The 18,531-nt window shown below is 58.7% G+C and carries 13 protein-coding genes; 2 read left to right on the top strand and 11 right to left on the bottom strand.

Annotation, left to right across the window (positions count from 1 at the left end; translation table 11 throughout):
- Positions 1–14: 14 nt before the first annotated feature.
- From AC3RLQ_RS12665 to AC3RLQ_RS12710, 10 genes are all read right to left on the bottom strand, one after another.
- Complete coding sequence (locus AC3RLQ_RS12665; RefSeq protein WP_493037587.1) at positions 15–2,708, bottom strand: MSCRAMM family protein; 2,694 nt, start codon at positions 2,706–2,708, stop codon at positions 15–17.
- Entirely contained in the window at positions 2,705–5,425 is a 2,721-nt protein-coding gene (locus AC3RLQ_RS12670) for a hypothetical protein (RefSeq protein ID WP_493037589.1), read from the bottom strand. The genes AC3RLQ_RS12665 and AC3RLQ_RS12670 overlap by 4 nt, the downstream gene beginning before the upstream one ends.
- Positions 5,426–5,524: 99 nt before the next feature.
- Positions 5,525–6,919: a DUF1501 domain-containing protein gene (locus tag AC3RLQ_RS12675; RefSeq protein ID WP_493037591.1), complete on the bottom strand. Its 1,395-nt coding sequence runs from the start codon at positions 6,917–6,919 to the stop codon at positions 5,525–5,527.
- Between the two features lie 5 nt (positions 6,920–6,924).
- Entirely contained in the window at positions 6,925–9,297 is a 2,373-nt protein-coding gene (locus tag AC3RLQ_RS12680) for a PSD1 and planctomycete cytochrome C domain-containing protein (protein WP_493037593.1), read from the bottom strand.
- Positions 9,298–9,648: 351 nt separating this feature from the next.
- Positions 9,649–10,209, bottom strand: coding sequence for a hypothetical protein (locus AC3RLQ_RS12685; protein ID WP_493037595.1), 561 nt, complete (start codon positions 10,207–10,209; stop codon positions 9,649–9,651).
- 178 nt (positions 10,210–10,387) lie between these two features.
- On the bottom strand, positions 10,388–11,605 hold the full coding sequence (locus tag AC3RLQ_RS12690; RefSeq protein ID WP_493037597.1) for a hypothetical protein: 1,218 nt from the start codon (positions 11,603–11,605) through the stop codon (positions 10,388–10,390).
- Positions 11,602–13,353 (bottom strand): sensor histidine kinase, encoded by a 1,752-nt coding sequence (locus AC3RLQ_RS12695; protein WP_493037599.1) that lies wholly within the window; start codon positions 13,351–13,353, stop codon positions 11,602–11,604. Before AC3RLQ_RS12695 ends, AC3RLQ_RS12690 begins: the two co-directional genes overlap by 4 nt.
- The gene (locus tag AC3RLQ_RS12700) at positions 13,350–13,988 is read right to left on the bottom strand and encodes a hypothetical protein (RefSeq protein ID WP_493037601.1); all 639 of its coding nucleotides are present in this window, start codon (positions 13,986–13,988) and stop codon (positions 13,350–13,352) included. The genes AC3RLQ_RS12695 and AC3RLQ_RS12700 overlap by 4 nt, the downstream gene beginning before the upstream one ends.
- 39 nt (positions 13,989–14,027) lie before the next feature.
- Positions 14,028–14,705, bottom strand: a complete 678-nt coding sequence (locus tag AC3RLQ_RS12705; protein ID WP_493037603.1) for a response regulator transcription factor — start codon at positions 14,703–14,705, stop codon at positions 14,028–14,030.
- A gap of 46 nt (positions 14,706–14,751) precedes the next feature.
- A complete protein-coding gene (locus AC3RLQ_RS12710; protein ID WP_493037605.1) occupies positions 14,752–16,008 on the bottom strand; it encodes a polysaccharide pyruvyl transferase family protein in 1,257 nt (418 codons plus the stop codon).
- A gap of 102 nt (positions 16,009–16,110) precedes the next feature.
- Between AC3RLQ_RS12710 and AC3RLQ_RS12715 the strand changes: the two genes are divergently transcribed.
- Positions 16,111–16,572 carry a c-type cytochrome domain-containing protein gene (locus AC3RLQ_RS12715; RefSeq protein WP_493037607.1) on the top strand — a complete coding sequence of 154 codons (462 nt, stop codon included), beginning with the start codon at positions 16,111–16,113 and terminating at the stop codon, positions 16,570–16,572.
- Between the two features lie 70 nt (positions 16,573–16,642).
- A complete protein-coding gene (locus AC3RLQ_RS12720) occupies positions 16,643–17,779 on the top strand; it encodes a hypothetical protein (RefSeq protein ID WP_493037609.1) in 1,137 nt (378 codons plus the stop codon).
- Positions 17,780–18,248: 469 nt separating this feature from the next.
- Here AC3RLQ_RS12720 and AC3RLQ_RS12725 read toward each other — a convergent pair whose 3' ends face one another.
- Positions 18,249–18,503 (bottom strand): hypothetical protein, encoded by a 255-nt coding sequence (locus AC3RLQ_RS12725; RefSeq protein WP_493037611.1) that lies wholly within the window; start codon positions 18,501–18,503, stop codon positions 18,249–18,251.
- Positions 18,504–18,531 lie beyond the last annotated feature (28 nt).

Below are 18,531 nucleotides of genomic sequence, written 5' to 3' on the forward strand. Positions count from 1 at the left end.
GCAACTGGACAACTTTACTGCGGCGCACTGCCCAACTTCAATACTTCCAGTTTCTTGCCCACCTTGTGGCGTTGCAGCTCCCGCCCGCCGGCAGAGGGGCGCATGATCAACGTCTGACCGATGCGGACGGGGATCATGGCTTCTTCGCCTGCCTCGAGAGAACGCACGAAGATCTCATTGTCCGCGCCCGGTGACAGACCAAAAATTCGCACCGCACCCGTGTGGTTGTTGGTGATGACGACTTCGGCGGGATCACCCGCGTTGGGCGGAGGTTTGACGGCGGTGGCCTCGGGCGGCAGCGGTTTGAGCGGAGGCATTCCGGAATTTTCCGGAACCGGCTGCGCGGGCATGACAGAGGGCACTGATGAAGGTGTATTCTTGGCTGGAGACCTGGCGCTGATGAACGCCGGCTCCTTGATTTCTGCCGCTTTGGCTGTGTTCTCGGGACGCTTTGGCTCCTTTGCCGCACCGCAGTCAAACTGATCCAGCAGCTCCTCGCGGCGCACTTCCAGCGGCAGATCGCGGTAGATTTTCAGGGAGCGCCCGCGCCGGACAAGATCATCAATCTCAGGCGTACTGAAAGCATTGGGATCAAACGGCGCCGTGCGCTGGCGGTCGAGAGTTTCAAACTCCTGAGTCAGCACTCCCCGGCGCTGCAGCTTGAGATTCAGATCCGTCTGTGCAGCACCTGCATTGCGATTAAACTGCGCCTGCAAATTCGCCACGTTTGCGCCCATCTGCGCATTCTGGTTTTGGATGACCTGCATCTGCTGGCGGATCTGCTGAATCTCCACCTGATGCTGCTGGATCTCCGCCATGATGGCCTGCGTGCCCGCGCCCGGCTGCTGCATGCCGGGGCGCATGCCCGGCTGCGTGGTGGGAGATTGCGGCATCTGCTGCTGCGCAGCCCCCTGAAGCCGCACCTGGTCCTGCGCCATACAAACGTTGATCTGCTGCAATCTCGCATTCAGAACCTGTAGTTGCACCGCATTGGCCTGCTGCTGCTGCGTGAACCCGGCCACTTGGATGCGATACTGCTGGTCAAACTGGTTCACACTGGCCTGCAAAGTTTGAATATCGGGATCAAGCGCGGCAACCTCTTTGCTAATGGCGGTCTGCCGCTCCGCCAGACGTGCGATCTCCGCGTTGCGCTTCTCCGTGATGCCTGCCATCAGCGTGTTGCGCGCAGCATCCTCCGCAGCTTTGAGCTTTCCGTATTCAGCCGCCACATGGTCACGCGCCTTCGTGCATTCGGACAGGAGGTCGCCTTTGAAGGCAGCGAGCAGTTCGCGCTCCAGCAGCACGGCATCACCAGCGCTCACCTGATCTTTCCAAGGTCCCTGAATCAAACCCAGTCCAATGCCGCAGACATGCGCCGTGTCCTTCGCCGCCTGGGTGGATGCACGAGTCGAATAATGATTCTGCGCCAGCGAGCGGATTTCACGAACGGCCTCGGTGGTCTGATGCAGGCACAGGGTCATCCACACTCTTGCCTCACACGCACGATCCCAGGTGGTGCTGTCGCTTTTCTTGCCAATTGCTGCCGAGAGGCTCTGCTGTGCAGCGGGGTAATCCCCCGCACTGAGCAGCGCGAGCGCATGGGCGTAGTTCACGCTGCCATCTTTGGCATCCGCCTTCATCGCACGCTGATAGGCCCGCTCCGCTGCGGCCTTCGCCTGTGGCGACGGTCCCCAGCCCTCGTTCACGATGGCGCGCACATAGCCATGGAGGAGTTCATTGCAGGGTTTGAGTTCAAAGATGACGTTTCCATCCTTGTCGCACTTCACTGTCAAATCTCCGGTGAACGGCTCGCACTCGGGGGCGTCGATAGCGACGGTGTACCTTCCCTCCGCGAGATCCTTCGCGCTGTATTCGCCCTTCGCATCCGTCACGAAAGGTTGGTTGAGCGGTGAGGGGAGGTTCCCTGCGGGCTGGAGCACGAGCCGCGCATTCGCCACCGGCACACGGGCATCATTCGAACGGTCGTTTCCACTGCTGATGCGTTTCACGACGAGAACGGCCAGATCGCACTTCTCGCGTTTAGGCGGCGTCTTCGAAAGAAGGAAATCATGCACGTATTCGAGGGTGCCTTGGGGCACGGTGAAACCGCGCCCCGCATCCTCCGGCGCGAAGCCGGCTGCTGTGACGCGATAGGCGTAGTCCGCAGGAGGCAGATTTTTGATCTCATAATAACCGCCGGGGGAACTGGCCGAGGCAGTCGCCACCACCTTACCACCCGGGCCGGAGAGCAGCTCCACTTTCGCTCCGGGAACTGGACCGAGGTTCTCGCCTTTTTCAGTCTGACCATACACCCGACCATGCACGGCAGGCAGGACGATGTTTGACTGCGGCGGCGAGCTGCCGGGCTTTGCCTCACGTGTGAGGAGGAAGTCATGCACATACTCGCGTGTGTCCTGCGGCATGGCAAAGCCGCGCATTTCATCTTCATCACGGAATCCGGCTGCGGTGACCTTGTAACGATAAGCCCCCGCCGCCAGCGTGGCGATCTGGTAGTAGCCGTACTCGTTGGTTGTCACCGTCGACGAAGCGGCGCCCGCCTCACTTTTCAATTCGATCTTCGCATGGGCCACCGGACCGAGGTTTTCGCCCTTTTCATTCTGACCGTAAACACGGCCATGTACGCCGCCATCCGCCGCATGCAGCAGCGGCGCCCCAAGGAGAATGAAAAGAGGCAGGAGCGTTTTCATGGCGTGTTGTCAGGGACAAGACGGACTCCGAGCACACCGACGGCGTCCGTCGCATCCGCGGTGTTCAGCGTGACCATGTAGGTGAGCGTGACGTACATCGTGCCCGTGCCGGCCTGGGCGGTGTAGGCGGGAAAATTGAAGGCGGGCGGACCCGCGAAAGAATAACTGGCGCCATTCACAGGATCGAGCGGGTAGCCGACAAAATTGTTTGCCGCCATGCGGTCAAACCGCAAGGGCATGTCCACCAGCAGCAATGGCTGAGATTTGGCCAAGGAAACTGCTGGCACCAGGCTGGTGGTTTGCAGTGTGAAGAACGGCTGCGCACCAAAGGGAAGCGGCATGACATTGCCCGCAGTATTGCGCCGGATGGGTCCGCTGCTGAGCTCTGCACGCGCAAGCACCTGGGCTTTGGTGGCAGGCGAAGAACCACCCACGAAGGCGATGTATGCCACGGCACGCAGACCATTGGCAGCCGCTGGCAGTGGCACCAGTCCTTCGAACCGAACGGTGATCATCTCGCTGCCATTGCCAGTGGGACGCGCCGCCGTGCTCCATGCGGGCAGCGTGACCGCGCCGGGGATGTTTTCATGACTGGCAAACAGGAGGCCAAAATGGCTGCCATGCTCGGCTGTGAGGCTCCACGCATTGCGAATGGCCAGCGGATCCGCCAAGGCCATGCCCTGCCATTTTAGAAACGGCGGCGTCACCGTGGGTGTGACCTGAAAGCTGGGTGCAGGTGCATTGCCGAGGCCAAAGGGCGGCAGAATGCCTCCGCGTTTCAGCCCCACATTGGCCGTCGTCGTACCCGCTGGGAACAATGGCAGCAGCGAACCATTGGCCGCAGTGATCACATTCCCCAAGGGGCCCAGCGCGGTAACACGCGGCTGCACATAGAGGTAAAGCGCCTCCGCGGAACCCGCCGTCAGCAGACCCGCGATGGCAGCCCGATTGATGGGTGGCATCAAGGCACTCGTGGCTCCGGGAAAACCACCGATCTTGGTCGCCATAGGAGTGATCAACACCGGCGCGGCTTTGTGCGGCAGCACGGCAAACAGATCGACGCGCCAGGAGGCGATGCTGGAAGTGTTGCCACCCACATTCCAAGTCACCGTCACCGCATCACCATCACACACGATCGGTGTGGCAGGAGCAATGCGCACGCCGCTGATCAGGGGTGCTGCAGGCGGTGGCAGAGGGAAGAGCAATTGTGCCAGTGCATTGAGCAGCGGGAACAGTCCACCGCCCGGAGGCGGCAGGCCACCCGGCAAAATGGTGCGCATAGGCGGCAGCAGCGGGGGCGGGGGGAGCGGAGGAATCGGGGGAACAATCACCAGTGGCGGTTCCGGCGGCAATGGCACTGCGGGAGGAGGGCTTGGGAGCGTCATGCCTGATTTCCACACCGGCACCTCCGTGGCTGTGGCCGTTGGCCGCATCAGATCTCCTGCTTCATTGTAATAGGCAGCAGGAGTGAGCCAGATCTCAGGCAGTGTCTTCTGATCCTCCGGCTGCTTGTCACTGTCATAAACCACCTGCCCATCGGCCTCAATCTTCACACTTTGTAGCTGGGCACGATCCGGAATTTTGTTGGTGGGAGCGCCGCTGCCGATGATGCCCACGCCGGGTGTACTCAAAGTTTCTTTGGTGAGCGGATTCATCGCCAGCTCAAATGCGGCGAGGTCAAAAAGCTGAGGCTCGTTGACATCACGCAGCGGGTCCATCTCCGAAGACAGCAGGAACTTCCGCGCACCGGCCACGAGATACACCGGATTACGTGTCCCCTGCTGCGGTCCTTTGCCGCCTGTGAGCGTGATGCGCAGGTTCTCCACCTTGGCGCCTGCCGGTCTTGCAGCATTCAAAGCTTCATCACTTTCTTCAAACCATGGAACCGCTCCCACGACGCGTCCGCTGAGAGCGCGAACCAGCGCATGAGTGGTCTTGAGTTCCGCTTTTTCCTTCTCGGTCAGATTCGTCGCATTCGTCTTCGCCTCATAGTCCGGCAGCAGTTTCATGAGGCTGGCACGGCTCGATGCCAGCTTCTCCTGCGCCCGTGCATCCACCAGACCGTTCGCAGCAAAGAGCTTGCCGTTCACCTCAATGCGATACCCCGCCAGAACCCAGTCACTGCGCCCCTGCGAAGCAAAGCCAATGCGCTGCAGGTCCCCGCACTTCACTCCCGTCAGCAATTGCTGCGAAGTGCGCAGGGCATCGAGTCCGGCATCATCATCCTTTGCAGAAAATTCAAATGTCGCCATCTGCCCCGGCTGAATGGCATCCGACATGCCCTCCAGCGATGACTTGTGCGGAAATGCCGCAAACGACGGCTCCCGTTTCACACCACCCAGCGGATACAAGCGCAGCGGAAAGCCGAGGCCCAGGTGCACATCCACAGGTTCGCTCAAAGCTGCGCCGCCAGTGCCGACGCCCAGTGTGATCTTGATCGACTCCACCGGCTCGTCCGCCGGCAGCATGCCTTTCTCAAACGGAGTGCGTGGCAGCCCCTCATGCTTCACCGGCACTTCCACCTCCTCGCCCGGAACTGCAGCGGCGGGCGGTTGCGCTGACGATGTCGCCTTTGCCAGCAAGGATGGATCCACCTTCGTCACATACAAAGCACCGGCGCCAAGAACTCCTCCCAAAAGAAGGCCTGTGAACAGCTTGCCCCATCCAGCGGGCCGCCTGGCAGAGGATGCAGGATCATCAGAGGAACCGTTGCTCATGGCATTTCGGGGTTTGATTCAGTCTGCTCCACACAGACAAACCTGCATGGGGATTGGTTCGATATTACCGCTCACTGCGGGGCGGGTGCAATCCTAAACTTAGGCTAGAATGCCCGAGGCCACCTCGCCGCTGACGTTTGTCAGACGAAAGTTTCGACCGCCATACGAATACGTGAGCTTGGTGTGATCCAGACCAAGGAGGTGCAGGATCGTCGCATGCCAGTCGTGGATGTGCATGGGGTTGAGTTCGGCCTTGTGGCCCACCTCATCCGTCGCGCCATATGTGAGGCCGCCTTTCACACCGCCCCCCGCCATCCAGATGGAGTAGCCTTTGTGATTATGATCGCGGCCATCACCGCTCTGCGCGTAAGGTGTGCGGCCAAATTCTCCCGCCCACACGACGAGGGTGTCCTTGAGCATGCCGCGTGATTTCAAATCCGTCAGCAGGGCGGCAATGGGCTGATCTGTCGAGGCGCAGTTCGTGGCCAGCAATTCGCGCAAACGATTGTGATGATCCCAGTTCCCCGGAGATGCGATTTCGATGAAGCGCACTCCGGCCTCAGCCATGCGCCGTGCGAGCAGGCATTGCCGCGCGAACTGATCTTTTCCCTGCCCGATGCCATACAGTTTAAGAATGTGCTCCGGTTCGCTGCGGAGGTCGAGCACTTCGGGAACTTCGCTCTGCATGCGGAAGGCGAGTTCAAAGGATTCGATCGCGCCTTCGATCTCAGGATGAACCCCATCACGCTCCAGTTTGCGTTCGTTCAGGCCGCGAATGAGATCAATCTGCGCCCGCTGAAGGTCACGCGGAATATTGGCATTCGCGATGTTCTTCATTGGCGGGCCGGGAGTTGCATCCTTTTTTAACAGCGCGGCATAGAGCTCTGGCAGCTGTGATCCGCCGATCCGCGTGCCCTGGCAGATCGCCGGCAAAAAAGCGCTGCCGTAGTTCTGCGCGCCGCCATTGTCCGCCGGAGGATTCAGCGTGATGAAGCCAGGCAGATTTTCATTCTCGGTGCCGAGGCCATACAGTGTCCAGGCACCCATCGAGGGTCGCACAAACTGAAAGCTGCCCGTGTGCATCTGCCCGAAGGCCTGAGCATGATTCGGCAGATCGGTGTGCATGGAATTGATGATGCACAGATCATCCGCATGCTGTGCCAGTTTGGGGTACAGCGTCGTAATCCATTGCCCCGACTTCCCAAACTGCTTCAGTGGATGCACTGGGCCAAACAATTTGGCTCCCGACGAATCGCGGCCCAAACTCGCAGTCTGTCCATCACGCTTGATCAGCTCCGGCTTGTGATCAAACAGATCCACATGCGAGGGGCCACCGCGCATTGTGAGGAAGATCACGCGCTTTGCGCGCGCAGGAAAATGCGGCTGCTGTGCTGCCAATCCGCTCTTCGCCTGCGCCAGCGCAGAAAAGGCCAGCCAGCCGATGCCGGACGACAGCGTCGTCAACATCTCACGTCGTGTATGGATCGTGTTCATGGTGTTTAATCAACGAAGCGAAACTCTGCGCTCGCGAACAGCGACTGGCAGAATGCCGTCAGCAACTTCAACTCGTCTGCGGCTCGGGTGCGAAGGAATTTATCGACCAGCACAACCTCGCTGGCTTTTGGCAGTCGATTGAAGCAAAGCTGAAACGCAGCATGCACGCGGTCGGGTGATGATTGAATCCGTTTTGCCAGCGCCGCCGCCTGTTCCTGCACAAAGGGACCATTGAGAAGGTAGAGCGCCTGCAGAGGCACATTGGTCACATCGCGGTCACCCGTGACGAGATTGGGATTGGCCACGTCAAACTGCTCCAGCACGTCCGGCATGTGATCCCGCAATACAGGAAGATAGATCGAACGACGCTTCGAGCCATCGAGATCGGACGGCAGTTTTGTGTTGAAGCCGATGAGCGACACCGACTGCCCGTCAAGCTCCGCCACGAGTGAGCCGGGCCTGCGCGAGGTATCAAGCACACCTGCAACCGCGAGCATGGAATCGCGAATCACTTCGGCATCGAGACGACGTTTGTTAGCACGCCAGAGCAGACGGTTGTCCGGATCTTTGTTGAAGGCTTCACTGCGATGCGTGGAAGCCTGCCGGTAGGTTTCCGACATCACGATCTCCTTGATCAGTTTCTTCACTGACCAGCCGCCGTCCATGAAACGAAGGGCGAGATGATCAAGCAGTTCCGGATGGCTCGGCCGTTCACCACTGAAGCCGAAGTTATCGACTGTACGGATGATTCCCGCGCCAAACAGATGCCGCCACACACGATTTGCCATCACGCGGGCGGTGAGCGGATTTTCACGGCTGACAAGCCACTGTGCCAGTTCAAGCCTGCCGCTGTGATCCTTCGGCAGCGCCGCCTTGATCCCCATGACCTGCGGAAAGCCGCGCGGCACCTGCTTCACTGGATGTGCGATCTCGCCCCGATCATAAAGCTGCGAATCTTGAATGCGTTTCGCGTCTTGCACGCCCATGCACAAGGGCAGTGCATGCCCTTGGTCATCCACGGTTTCCAGCTGTCCTTCAATACCGCCGCGAGTCCATAGGATGCGGATCGCATTTCCCAGAAGCTTGTTGGCTTCAGCGCTGATGTCGCGGCCCTCCAGCTTCGCTTTGGTGATGTATGCGTTCTGCGCAATCTCCTCGGCGTTGAGCTTCGCTAGATCATTCTTGAGCTGCTTCACACGGTCCGCCGTCACGGCACGATTTGGGATGACCTGCCCCGGCAATTCTGGCAGGCGGATGAGATGGCCGTGGTTGTTGTTCTCTGAGTCGATCCAGTTTCCGTAGAAGGTCTGCGTGCTTTTGAAAATGCCCGCAAGTGCGTAGTAGTCTTCCATGCTGAAGGGCTCGGTCTTGTGATCATGGCAGCGAGCGCAGGCGATCGAACTGGCGAGCACCGCCCGTGTCACGGTATCTAGCTGTTCATCGGCCACATCCGCCGCAAACTGCGCCGGGTTCATTTCATTGAGGCCCTTGGGACCGAGAGCGAGAAATCCCGTGGCGATGAGCAACCGGCCCCGCTCCGCGTCTTCCTGCGCAGGAAGCAGATCTCCCGCGATTTGTTCGGTGATGAAGCGGTCAAAGGGCACATCCTCATTCACCGCGTCGATGACGTAATCACGATAACGCCACGCATGCGGAAAGGTCAGATTGGATTCACGACCGTTGGATTCCGCATAGCGCGCCACATCCAGCCAGTGGCGGCCCCAGCGCTCGCTAAAGCGTGGACTGCGCAGCAGTTCATCCACCGTTGCCTCCAGTTTATCTATGGAAAAAGCCGCCGCCTGCTCCGGTGTCGGCGGCAGGCCGATGAGATCGAAATACAATCTGCGCAGCACCACCACAGGTTCCGCCGCAGGCGCGGGTTCAAGGCCCTGCTCCCTCAACTTTGTTCGAATGAATCCATCAATCGTGCCAACAACCAGCTTCGGCTTTTGATAGCTCCAAAATTTCCGCCCTGACTCCACATCCACCGGCGGACGTTCCGCAGTCTTCACTGCAGATTCACGCGGATCCGCTGCCCCCGCCTTTATCCAGGTTTCAAAGTCCGCAACGACCGCGTCCGGCAGCTTTGGCTTCTTCGGTGGCATTTCGAGATCTGGATCGCTGTGCTTGATCGCCGCCAGCAGCAGACTTTTCGTCGCGTCACCAGGCACCACCGCAGGCCCGGTATCGCCCCCGGCGCGAATCCCTTGCTTCGTGTCCAGAATCAGCCCGCCCTTTGATTTGCCTGATTCTACCGAGTGGCACTGATAACAATGCTTCACCAGCACCGGGCGAATCTTGGTTTCGAAGAACGCCAGATCCCCGCTGCGCGCGGACACAGTGAGGAGAAGCACCCAAAGCAGTAGCTGCGGCTTCATGAGGAGAGACAAACGAAGCCGCGATGCCATTCATAGCAACCGCTAAAACGCCCACCGAAGACGCACACCGCCTAGTATTCATCAACCATGGACCGAGCAACACGCACTGTCCTGGACGGCACTGATTTTGAAGATGAAATGAGCCCCCCAGAAGGAAAAAGATGCATGGCGTGTTGGAGAGGGCTCATGCCCTCACCGCAGGTGAGAATGCGCATGGCTCCTGCCATTCAACAAATTTTGACCTGACCAAACACGTCAATTTTTTGCGCCAACGATGAACTTCCCATCTCATTCATAAAAAATCCGCAGAGGTCGGCTGACCTCTGCGGATACGTTCTATATAGTGCCGGATTACTTGCCGGTGGCAATGACCGTGCCATTCAGGTCCACAATGGAAACGCTGGTGATGGAAGAGCCGGGGGTGCAGTAAATCTGGGAGGAGCCGGTAGCGCTGCCACCTGCCACACTCATGGAACCACCAAGGAACGGATAGAACGTGCCGCCTGCGCCATTGACAACGATAAACAACGGCGAGCCGTCAGGTGTGTCGAGAGAACTGACCGAAACGTCCACCGTGATGAGTGAGAGGGTGGGGTAGTAAGGGTCGATGCGATAAGTGCCACCGCAGGTCGGGGTAGAGCTGTTGTAACTGCTCGCGGTGAACGTCAAAGTTCCCGTGACCAGCGGCTGAACAGGCGTGCTGGGAATAGGAGGCAGCGTCACAGGAGTTGTCGTGCTTTTGCCGCCGCCCCCACCACCGCCGCCTGAGGCTCCCCCGGTTTTAACCGCGCCTTTGCTGGTTCCGGGAATGGGATCCGTTGCTCCATTCTTGGCATGGGCAGCGGAGGAGAGGAAAAGACCGCTGAGGGTGAGGCAGGCCAGAAGCGTCTGATAAGGGAGGATGAGTTTCATATGCTAGTTGGTTTGTGTGTGGATGCTGACTTTTCTCATCACCATCAGTGGTGATGAATTACACACGAATTATTAAGCCACCGCTGCAAAACAGGAAGATCGCCACCGTAACGTGGTTGTTACCATCCTGCCAAACTGTTACGTTTTACCCCTTGCTCATCCATGCCTGCATCCGTCCTCAAAAACGGACCGTGAGCTGCAGCGCCAGCATGTGTGACAGAGGGCGAAACGAAACACTCTCATGCTGCAGGCTGTATTGCAGCTTGAGCTGGGTATGCGCCGTCATGCGATAACCGGTGGCGGCGTCCACTCGCCACATGTCCGGAAACCACGGGGAGCCCCCGCCTGCACCATCAGACATTCTGGAAAAATGCATCTGGTTCCAACGCACCGCGCCGAACAACTGCGGCGTGAACTTGTACTTGACCTCGATGTAATAGCCCAGCGTGTCGGCATTGCCTGCATTCGGCACCTGGAAGCGCGCCTCAAAGACCTCCGCCCAAAGCTGCCAGTGATGCCAGGCAAAGCTGATGTCCTGCGCGATCACCTGCTGATGATAATCACCCGGCCCTGCACCGGAAGGCAGACTGGCAAAGGCTCTCGGCAGCAGATAGGCGCCTTCGCTGTAGGACACGCCAATATTCCACGCCTGATCCGGCCGAAAGCCGATGCGCGAACTGATCGTTGGATGCGAGAAGTTCATGGAGCGAAGCTCCCAGGACTCGGGGCGTGAGGCCAGGCTGGAGTTCTTGATCTCGGCAGCGTAGTCAAACTTTCCAATCAGTCCGGAGACTGAAGCTCCCGTGGCATAAGACGGTCCCCAGACCACCGGATTGTAGTCATAGCGATCATCCGTGGCCCCGGAAAGAAACTGTTTGACAGTGGCGGGTATCTCCGCGTCATAAATGGCGGTGAAGTTGTCATACAACATCGGCGCATTGATGAACGGATTTTCCCAGGACTGATGGCGTCCGACCCAGTTCCCAACCACCGTGGCGAATTTGCCTATCTGAAGATTGAAACGACCATCAAGCCAGGGTGTCAGGCGCAGCGCGTATTCATCCAGGCGGAGTTGCGTGGTGTTGTCACGTGGATTGAAACCCCGGTCAAAACGTGACTGCACAAAGCCGTATAAATGCTGCCCCATCTGCACATCGGCAAACATGATGAGGCGTGGATTAAAGAAGTCGCGCCTGGAGGTGAATACAGATCCCAGAGGAGTACCACTGAAGCGATAGGCTTCAAGATTGGCCAGCCCGCTGATCTTGCCATGGACCTCACCGGCCAGCGTGCTGAAGCTCAGCGCCTCTTCGACACGATCCAACACATCGTCGGCACGTGCGGAAATGAAGCAGGTGAGAATGGCAATGATTGTGATGAAACAGACAGGATTCATGCTGAGTCCTCCTTGGTGGCGAGCAAGAAAGTGGCTTTAAACTCTGTCCAGCCAGAATGAGAGTACACAAGGCTCAGTTCGCCGCCATGGAGCCGTGCCAGTTCACGCGCCAGATCGAGACCGAGACCATGTCCTGGCGTGCCCTCATTGGCCGCTGCACGATGAAACCGCTCGAAGACATGCGGCTGTGCCAGCTTCGGAATGCCGACACCGCTGTTTCCCACACACAAGCTCACCTGTGACTGCTCCACCGTGGCCGCGATGTGCACACGCCCGCCTTGCTCATTGTACTTCCAGGCGTTCTCCAGCAGGTTTTGCAGGATGATCGCCGTGTAGCGTTTCTCGCCCAGAACGTGCAAACCATCAGGCACATCAATTTCCACCGTGACGTCAGCAGCGTCTGGCAAAACGCTCAAATCATCTGCCAGCGAAGCCACAAGCTGCGAGAGATCCACTCGAACCATGTCCAGCCGCAGCCTACCTGCATCCATGCGCGAGAGCAGCAGCAGATCGTGGATCATGCTTGTAAGCCTGGCGGTCTGCCGGATCAAAGCTTCAATCTCCTCGCGCGACTGGCTGGAAAGCCCCGGCTGTTGCATCAGTTCTTCCAGCCCTGCGCGGAGCACTGTCACAGGCGTCTTCAGCTGGTGGGAGGCATCGGCGGAAAATCGCACCGAGCGCTGCAGTTCCACGTTGGTCATCACCAACGCGGCTTCGGCCTGCTCACGACCGGCGAAATTCACTGCAGAATCATGGGCCAGTTTTTCCACGGGAACCGAAAGTCGTGCGGAGATGAAATGACTCGCAGCCAGGCCCACCAGAAGCAGCACCGCTCCAGCACTGACAATCTGCCAGCGCAACTGCTGAAGACGCTGCTGCGAAGGCGCGAGAGAATGAAGGCTCACCTCAAACGCGGGCGCGAACATGGAATCTGGATTCAAGCGCATGAAAAACGCGCGATGTGGCACACCGTAAACGTGAAGCTGCAGGCTGCTGATGGCCGTGTCTGGCAGTGCCAGCGCGTGGTTCATCTGCCGTGCCAGAGCCGACATCCCCTCCCCCTCCACAAGCGCCGGGTTCATTCGCCCATCCACCCAGATCGCACGCTGGATGCCTTCCTCCTGTGGTTTGTCAGCAAAAGGCTTGAAGCCAAGCACCAGTGCCGCAATGACCTCATGCGTCTCGGTGGAAATGACCGGAGCTGCAATCACGGCATCCACGGTCTCCCCGCCATCTGCCGCTTTGCGCAGCAGGTAGCCAGTTTGCTGCAATGCCGGCGCCTGTTTGAGCGCGAGATGAGATTCCTCCTCCGAGCTGAGGTCTCCCACGTCTGCATCCAGCGGAGGCTTGATCACCTTCCCGCTGGCGTCCAGAAACCGGTAGAATGTGGCGTGCAAAATGCCCACTTCATCCTCAGCATCCATCACATCACGCAGTTCATCGCGGGCGCTCGGATACAGTAGATCGAGCGCATTGTCCTCCAGAGCGGCATGAATGCGCGGGCGGTGAACCAGCGTCCTGCAGCGTTCCACCAGCGCCGCGTGCCGCAGTTCCTGCAGGCGGTGCATGCCTGCCAGCTCCTTTTCATACGCCATGCGTGAAGCCTGCTCCGTGTCTGCCGCGACTTTCCGCTCCACGACATACAAAACCACTGCGGTGATGCCCGAGACCAGGAGCATCATACCCACGAGCAGCCGCGCACGGAATCCTGTGACGCTCTGCTTCGGCAGTGCAGATAAAGGGCTCACGGGAAATTCACACGCAGCACGGAGCCGCTGCTGAGGGTGACGGGTTTCTCCAGCGTGGTCCGGCTGCTGATCCATGCCTTGAGCTTGTAGGAACCCGGAGGAAGATTTTTGAGCTTGAAGCCGCCATCAGCATCGCTCACCACAAAATAAGGCGTGTCGAGCACGAGGATGATGCCTCGCATGTGTTCATGAATATCGCAGCGCAGCGTGATGAGCCCCGCCTTGTCCAAAACTTGGGACGGGATCGGAGTCTCATCCGAGCGGTAGCGCCCCAGATCAAAACGCTTCGCAGGAGAGAAGGAAAACACATTGTGGTAGGTGTCGTCGAGGTTCGGAAATTCCACTTTGGTGCCGGTCTGCACCGGCAGCAGCGTGGGGGAAAACATGAAATCCTTCTGAATGATTTGTTTGACCTGTGGTGCTGGCGGCTTTGCAAACAAACCCTCAAGATAAACCACCGCGAGAGGTGGGTTGGTGGTCATCACACCGCCCTTCGTGACGATTTCATAGCGCTTGTTCATCACTGGAGTGGTGCGTGTCCGGGGCAGCATGACCTTCCCCTCCACTGCACATTGCGCCATCAATCCGCCCGGCACCAGGGTCAGAAGAAGCAGCCAGAGAATTGCAGGATTCATGATATGTAAGAATGAAAATTCGAGCGTGAAATGAGTGCCTCAGCCATGCGCCTTGATCATGTAGCCAGCTGCACGGATGGTATGAATGAGCGGGTGGTCAAAACCAGCATCCACCTTTTTGCGCAGCCTCACGATGAAGATTTCCACCGTGCGCGTGTCATAGCCATGGTCACGCTGCCAGACGCGGTCACACAGTTCAATGCGTGAAAACACGCGGCCGGGCTCCTCCATGAGAACCTGGAGCAGTTCAAACTCACGCGGGGACAACGGAATGTCTTGTCCGCCACGCATCACACGCCTGCGATGCACATCGAGGTGCAAATCTCCAACCTTCAACAGGTCACTGGCCTCGGGTGTAGCTGCACGACGTCCAAGCGCCTCCACACGCGCCACCAGTTCATCCATGGAGAAAGGCTTGCCCAGGTAATCATCCGCACCGGCCTTCAATCCTTTGATGCGATACTCCACCTCTCCGCGAGCTGTCAGGATCAAGACACGCGCCGGACTGTGTTTTTGGCGGAGCTGGGTTAGGACGTTGAAACCATCCAGGCTCGGAAGGTTGAGATCCAGGATGATCAACTCAGGAGGGTCCTTCAAGGCAGACATCAAACCTTCAGCGCCGTCATGCAATGCGCTGGCGGCATGGCCATTCCTCGTCAGGGCCGAGCAGATATGCCGGGCCAGCTGACGTTCATCTTCAATCACCAAAATGCGCATGAATGTGGATTGCTGTACTAAGCCAGCGCCCGTATTCAACTCAGAATCAATCCAATGGCAGACAACTTTTAACAACACCCATGCTCGCTGCAAACTTTCCCAAGACCAGTTCACGCGCCTTCTCAGCCTTCGCCTTGGATCCGACAGGGTCTTTCGCCATTGCGAGTACTGTGGCGGCGACACGCTGGAGTTCATCCTCCTTGTCGAGGTCGAAGAGCCAGTCGTTCAGGCCGATGTCGCGCCACATGTAGCCCTTGCTTGTCTGCTCCGCCCAGCGGCAGACGATGGCGGGAATGCCGTTGCCGATGCACATGATCGGACTGTGCATCTCGTGGCCAAAGAGTCCGGCACTGCGACGGTAGGTGCTGATGGCCTCATTGGTGAGCCAGTAGTTTTCGCGCCATACCACGCGCGCTTTCACATCTTCCGGCAGCTTGTCGTAGAGCATCTCTTTGCCGATCTTCATCTGCGTCTTGTCTTCCGGGCAGAGCAGTATTTTGAGATCGGTGTTTTTGATCACACTCACAATGGCATCCAGCAGCGGTTTGCCATCGTGGTCCATCATGGCTTTGTTGCGTGCGTCCTTCTTCTCATCCAGCGCCGCCTTCTTTTCCGGCAGCGTCCAGTAGGGGGTGTTGCGCAGGCGTGGAATGCAGCAGAGGAATTTCCCTTCTTCGAGATTGCAGGCCTTCAGGAAGGCTTCGGCCTTCGCGTCGTCCTTCAGGTCCACCGCAAAGGCACCGTCGGGGCCAAACTCCATGCGCGGACAGGTGCAGCCCATTTTCTTCGCCAGTTCCAGCGACACGGAATCACGGAAATAGACAAACTTCGCACCGTTGAGCACGTCGATGGTTTGCACCGGCTTGACGGACTTGTCCTTGATGACCTTCGGATTCTGCTGACCTGAAAAGGTGATGCCATACACACCGTAGGGCTTGCCCGTTGCCTGACTCCATTTCACCACATCTGCCTGTGCCACCAGCGAGGGGCCGGAGCCGTGGAGCAGAAAGTCACATTCCTCGAAGGACTTCTTCACGTCCTCACCGCGAATGACCTTCACCTTGGGAAAACGCGCCGCGAGCATCTCCCCGACGCCATTGTCCAGATTGCTCGGCCACAGCCACACCTCGACGTCTGGCAGATGTTTTTCCAGCAGCGCCAGCACGCCCGGCGTGTGGGCGATGTCACCGATGTTCACCGTCTGCCATGATGAGCGCAGGATAAGACGCCGGGGCTTCTCTGCAGCGATGGCGGAGATGAAGGGCAGTGCGGCAGCGGAGCGAATGAATTGGCGGCGGTTCATGGGTGATTGTTTGTAACGCAGAGCACGTCATGCATGCAACCCCTCAAAAAAGACACTGACGTACGTATTGCATGCGGCATCATTTAGCATTCCAGTCCACCCATGAACATCCGCCACCTCTCCAGCCTGCTCTGCGTTCTCGCTCTCGCATCCTGCGCCACACCACCTGATTCGGAAACCAAGCCGATGGGTGAAAATGTGCTGAGCAAGGAAGCGATCCATGCGGCCAAGACAGGCCCCGTCGATTTCACGGCCCATGTGAAGCCGGTGCTGGAGGCCAAATGTGTCATGTGTCACAACAGCGAGGCGCTGCCCGGCCACGGGAGTCTCGAAAACCGCAAGGAGGCGGTTCGCTCGGGTGCGCTGGGGGCCTACATTGTGCCGGGGCATCCGGAGATCAGCCTGCTCCTGGCCAATGTGAAGACCGCCCATCAACATGCCAGTGTCATGCCAGCTGTGGGTGAACGTTTGACGCAGGATGAATACGCGATCCTCACGAAGTGGGTCAAGGAAGGTGCGGCGTGGCCTTCGGGCAAAGCGGGCACGCTGAAGATCATCCGGTAATCAGAATTTCCGATCCCGGGCATTCGCAATTCGTCTTGGCCCCTTGGAATGGTCATGCTCTACTGAGCGCATGGCAGACCCACGCGCCCTCATTTCCAATCCCACAGATTTGCAGCCCTCCACCGCCTGGAACGAGACGGTCTGGGCCTACACGAGCGAGGAGGAACTCGTCGATCACACCACGAAGGCCCGCCTCTGCGTGGCCACGCTGCTGCCATTCAAGGACAAGAAGCCCGACTGGGACGGCTTCACCAAAAGCGTGCGATGGATGCAGCAGTGCGCTGCGCATTATGGCGTGGAGATGGTTTTCGTGCTCAACGCGGACACCGGGTACATCTTTGACCTCAGCAATGAATTGTATGCCGAAGTGCTGAAGCGTTTCCGCGCGGAATTTCCCGCGCAGCGCTTCATCACCGGCATCACCGCACGCGGCGCGGAGAATGACACCGAGTTCAAAGCCGAGCGCTACTGGCCGCTGCTCGACATCGCGCAGGAGCATGACAACTGCGAGATGATGATCATGACCAGCAAGCTGCTCAACACGCTGGAAAACGAGCCGCGACGCGACGCCTACTTTCAGATCGCCGAGCATCTCATCCGCCCCGGCCTCGCGCATGCGCTGGAGCCTTCCTTCGTGCCCTGGGCCACGCCGTTTGATCCGTGGCTGTTCCATGAGATCGCGCAGCACCCGAGCTATGTCGGCGGCAAGGTCAGCACGCTCGACGAGCCGCACTTCCATTACTGGGCGGCCATGTGCAAAGGTTTGAACCTGCCCTTCTCCCCGCACAGCGGAGATGACTACGGCATCGCCACCGCCATCAAGCTCGGTCTGCCTTTGCTCATCGGTGCGGGCGTCAGCGCCTGCCCGCTCATCTGCGCTGCCCGCGACATGTGGTTGCTGGACAGTGTGGCCGACAAGAAATTCAAGACCGGCACCGGCAGCTTTGACACGCGCGTCTATAAACTCTTCGAAGCCTTCCAGTCCTTCGAAGACCTCGTCTTTCGCCTCGACGACCGCATGAGCGCCTCGCCCTACAAACACAGCACGGCGCATGTGCTGCACCAGCTCGGCCTCATTGAATCCCCTGAGGCTCATCCGGATTGCAAAGACCTGCGCGGTGCGGATGAAGCGCAGCGCATGACAGAAGCGATGCGCAGGCCGAAGCGTCTGGCGAAGAAGCTGGGCGTGCCTTATTTTGGATCTTGATCCGTTAAAGGATTTGCTGGCAGGGCGAAAGGATCTGCGGAGCCTTGGGCAGCAGGGAGAAACGGATCCGGAGCCATGTTCCGCTGTGCGGCCAGCTTAGACCACCAGTCGAGGTACCGCCGGAAAGGCGGACCCAGGGATTCATGCTCAAATAGCGGCCTCAAGGGGCTGTATAGAGCATACACAGCATTCTTCAGCCGCGGGCGCCGGCGGCACCATGCCAATTCATCAAGGAGGCAGCCCACAGGCCCTGCGCTCAGCACGTACAGCACCGGCAGGACCGCGAGGATTGCAACGCGCACTGTTGTATTGGAGCTTTTGCTGGTGGGGGCGTCATCCATCGCGGGAGATTCTGCCATTGACAGTCTGCATGTGGCAAGACTGGATTTCAGCCTTCGTTCCACATCTGCGTTTGCAGGGAGGTTTTTGCCAAAGCGCATGAGAGGCGTGTGTGCCACACCCGCTGAAATCAGCGCATGGCCATTTCCAACCACCACCCGACATAGGCATCGAGCGGCTGTTTGAACGAAGTGTTTTCACGCATCCAGATAAGAGGCTGGTAAAAAGCCGCCGCGTAATGATTCGCGGTCATTGGTGCGTGGAACTTTGTCATAAAATACAGCACGGGCCCGATGCTGAGCACATAAGCCAACGGCAGCGCCAGGAGAAGAGCCATGAGGCCTGCGGCATTTCTGTCCGGTGCATGTCGAAAATCTTCGCGCATCTATTAATAGTGTGAAGTCAGATCCATT

This window comes from Prosthecobacter sp. GW821-HT29F12 (assembly GCF_058803405.1).

Bases quoted from the DNA above. Each gene is read 5' to 3' on its own strand.
- AC3RLQ_RS12665 (WP_493037587.1), bottom strand. From the start codon at position 2,708: ATGAAAACGCTCCTGCCTCTTTTCATTCTCCTTGGGGCGCCGCTGCTG.
- AC3RLQ_RS12670 (WP_493037589.1), bottom strand. From the start codon at position 5,425: ATGAGCAACGGTTCCTCTGATGATCCTGCATCCTCTGCCAGGCGGCCC.
- AC3RLQ_RS12675 (WP_493037591.1), bottom strand. From the start codon at position 6,919: ATGAACACGATCCATACACGACGTGAGATGTTGACGACGCTGTCGTCC.
- AC3RLQ_RS12680 (WP_493037593.1), bottom strand. From the start codon at position 9,297: ATGAAGCCGCAGCTACTGCTTTGGGTGCTTCTCCTCACTGTGTCCGCG.
- AC3RLQ_RS12685 (WP_493037595.1), bottom strand. From the start codon at position 10,209: ATGAAACTCATCCTCCCTTATCAGACGCTTCTGGCCTGCCTCACCCTC.
- AC3RLQ_RS12690 (WP_493037597.1), bottom strand. From the start codon at position 11,605: ATGAATCCTGTCTGTTTCATCACAATCATTGCCATTCTCACCTGCTTC.
- AC3RLQ_RS12700 (WP_493037601.1), bottom strand. From the start codon at position 13,988: ATGAATCCTGCAATTCTCTGGCTGCTTCTTCTGACCCTGGTGCCGGGC.
- AC3RLQ_RS12705 (WP_493037603.1), bottom strand. From the start codon at position 14,705: ATGCGCATTTTGGTGATTGAAGATGAACGTCAGCTGGCCCGGCATATC.
- AC3RLQ_RS12710 (WP_493037605.1), bottom strand. From the start codon at position 16,008: ATGAACCGCCGCCAATTCATTCGCTCCGCTGCCGCACTGCCCTTCATC.
- AC3RLQ_RS12715 (WP_493037607.1), top strand. From the start codon at position 16,111: ATGAACATCCGCCACCTCTCCAGCCTGCTCTGCGTTCTCGCTCTCGCA.
- AC3RLQ_RS12720 (WP_493037609.1), top strand. From the start codon at position 16,643: ATGGCAGACCCACGCGCCCTCATTTCCAATCCCACAGATTTGCAGCCC.
- AC3RLQ_RS12725 (WP_493037611.1), bottom strand. From the start codon at position 18,503: ATGCGCGAAGATTTTCGACATGCACCGGACAGAAATGCCGCAGGCCTC.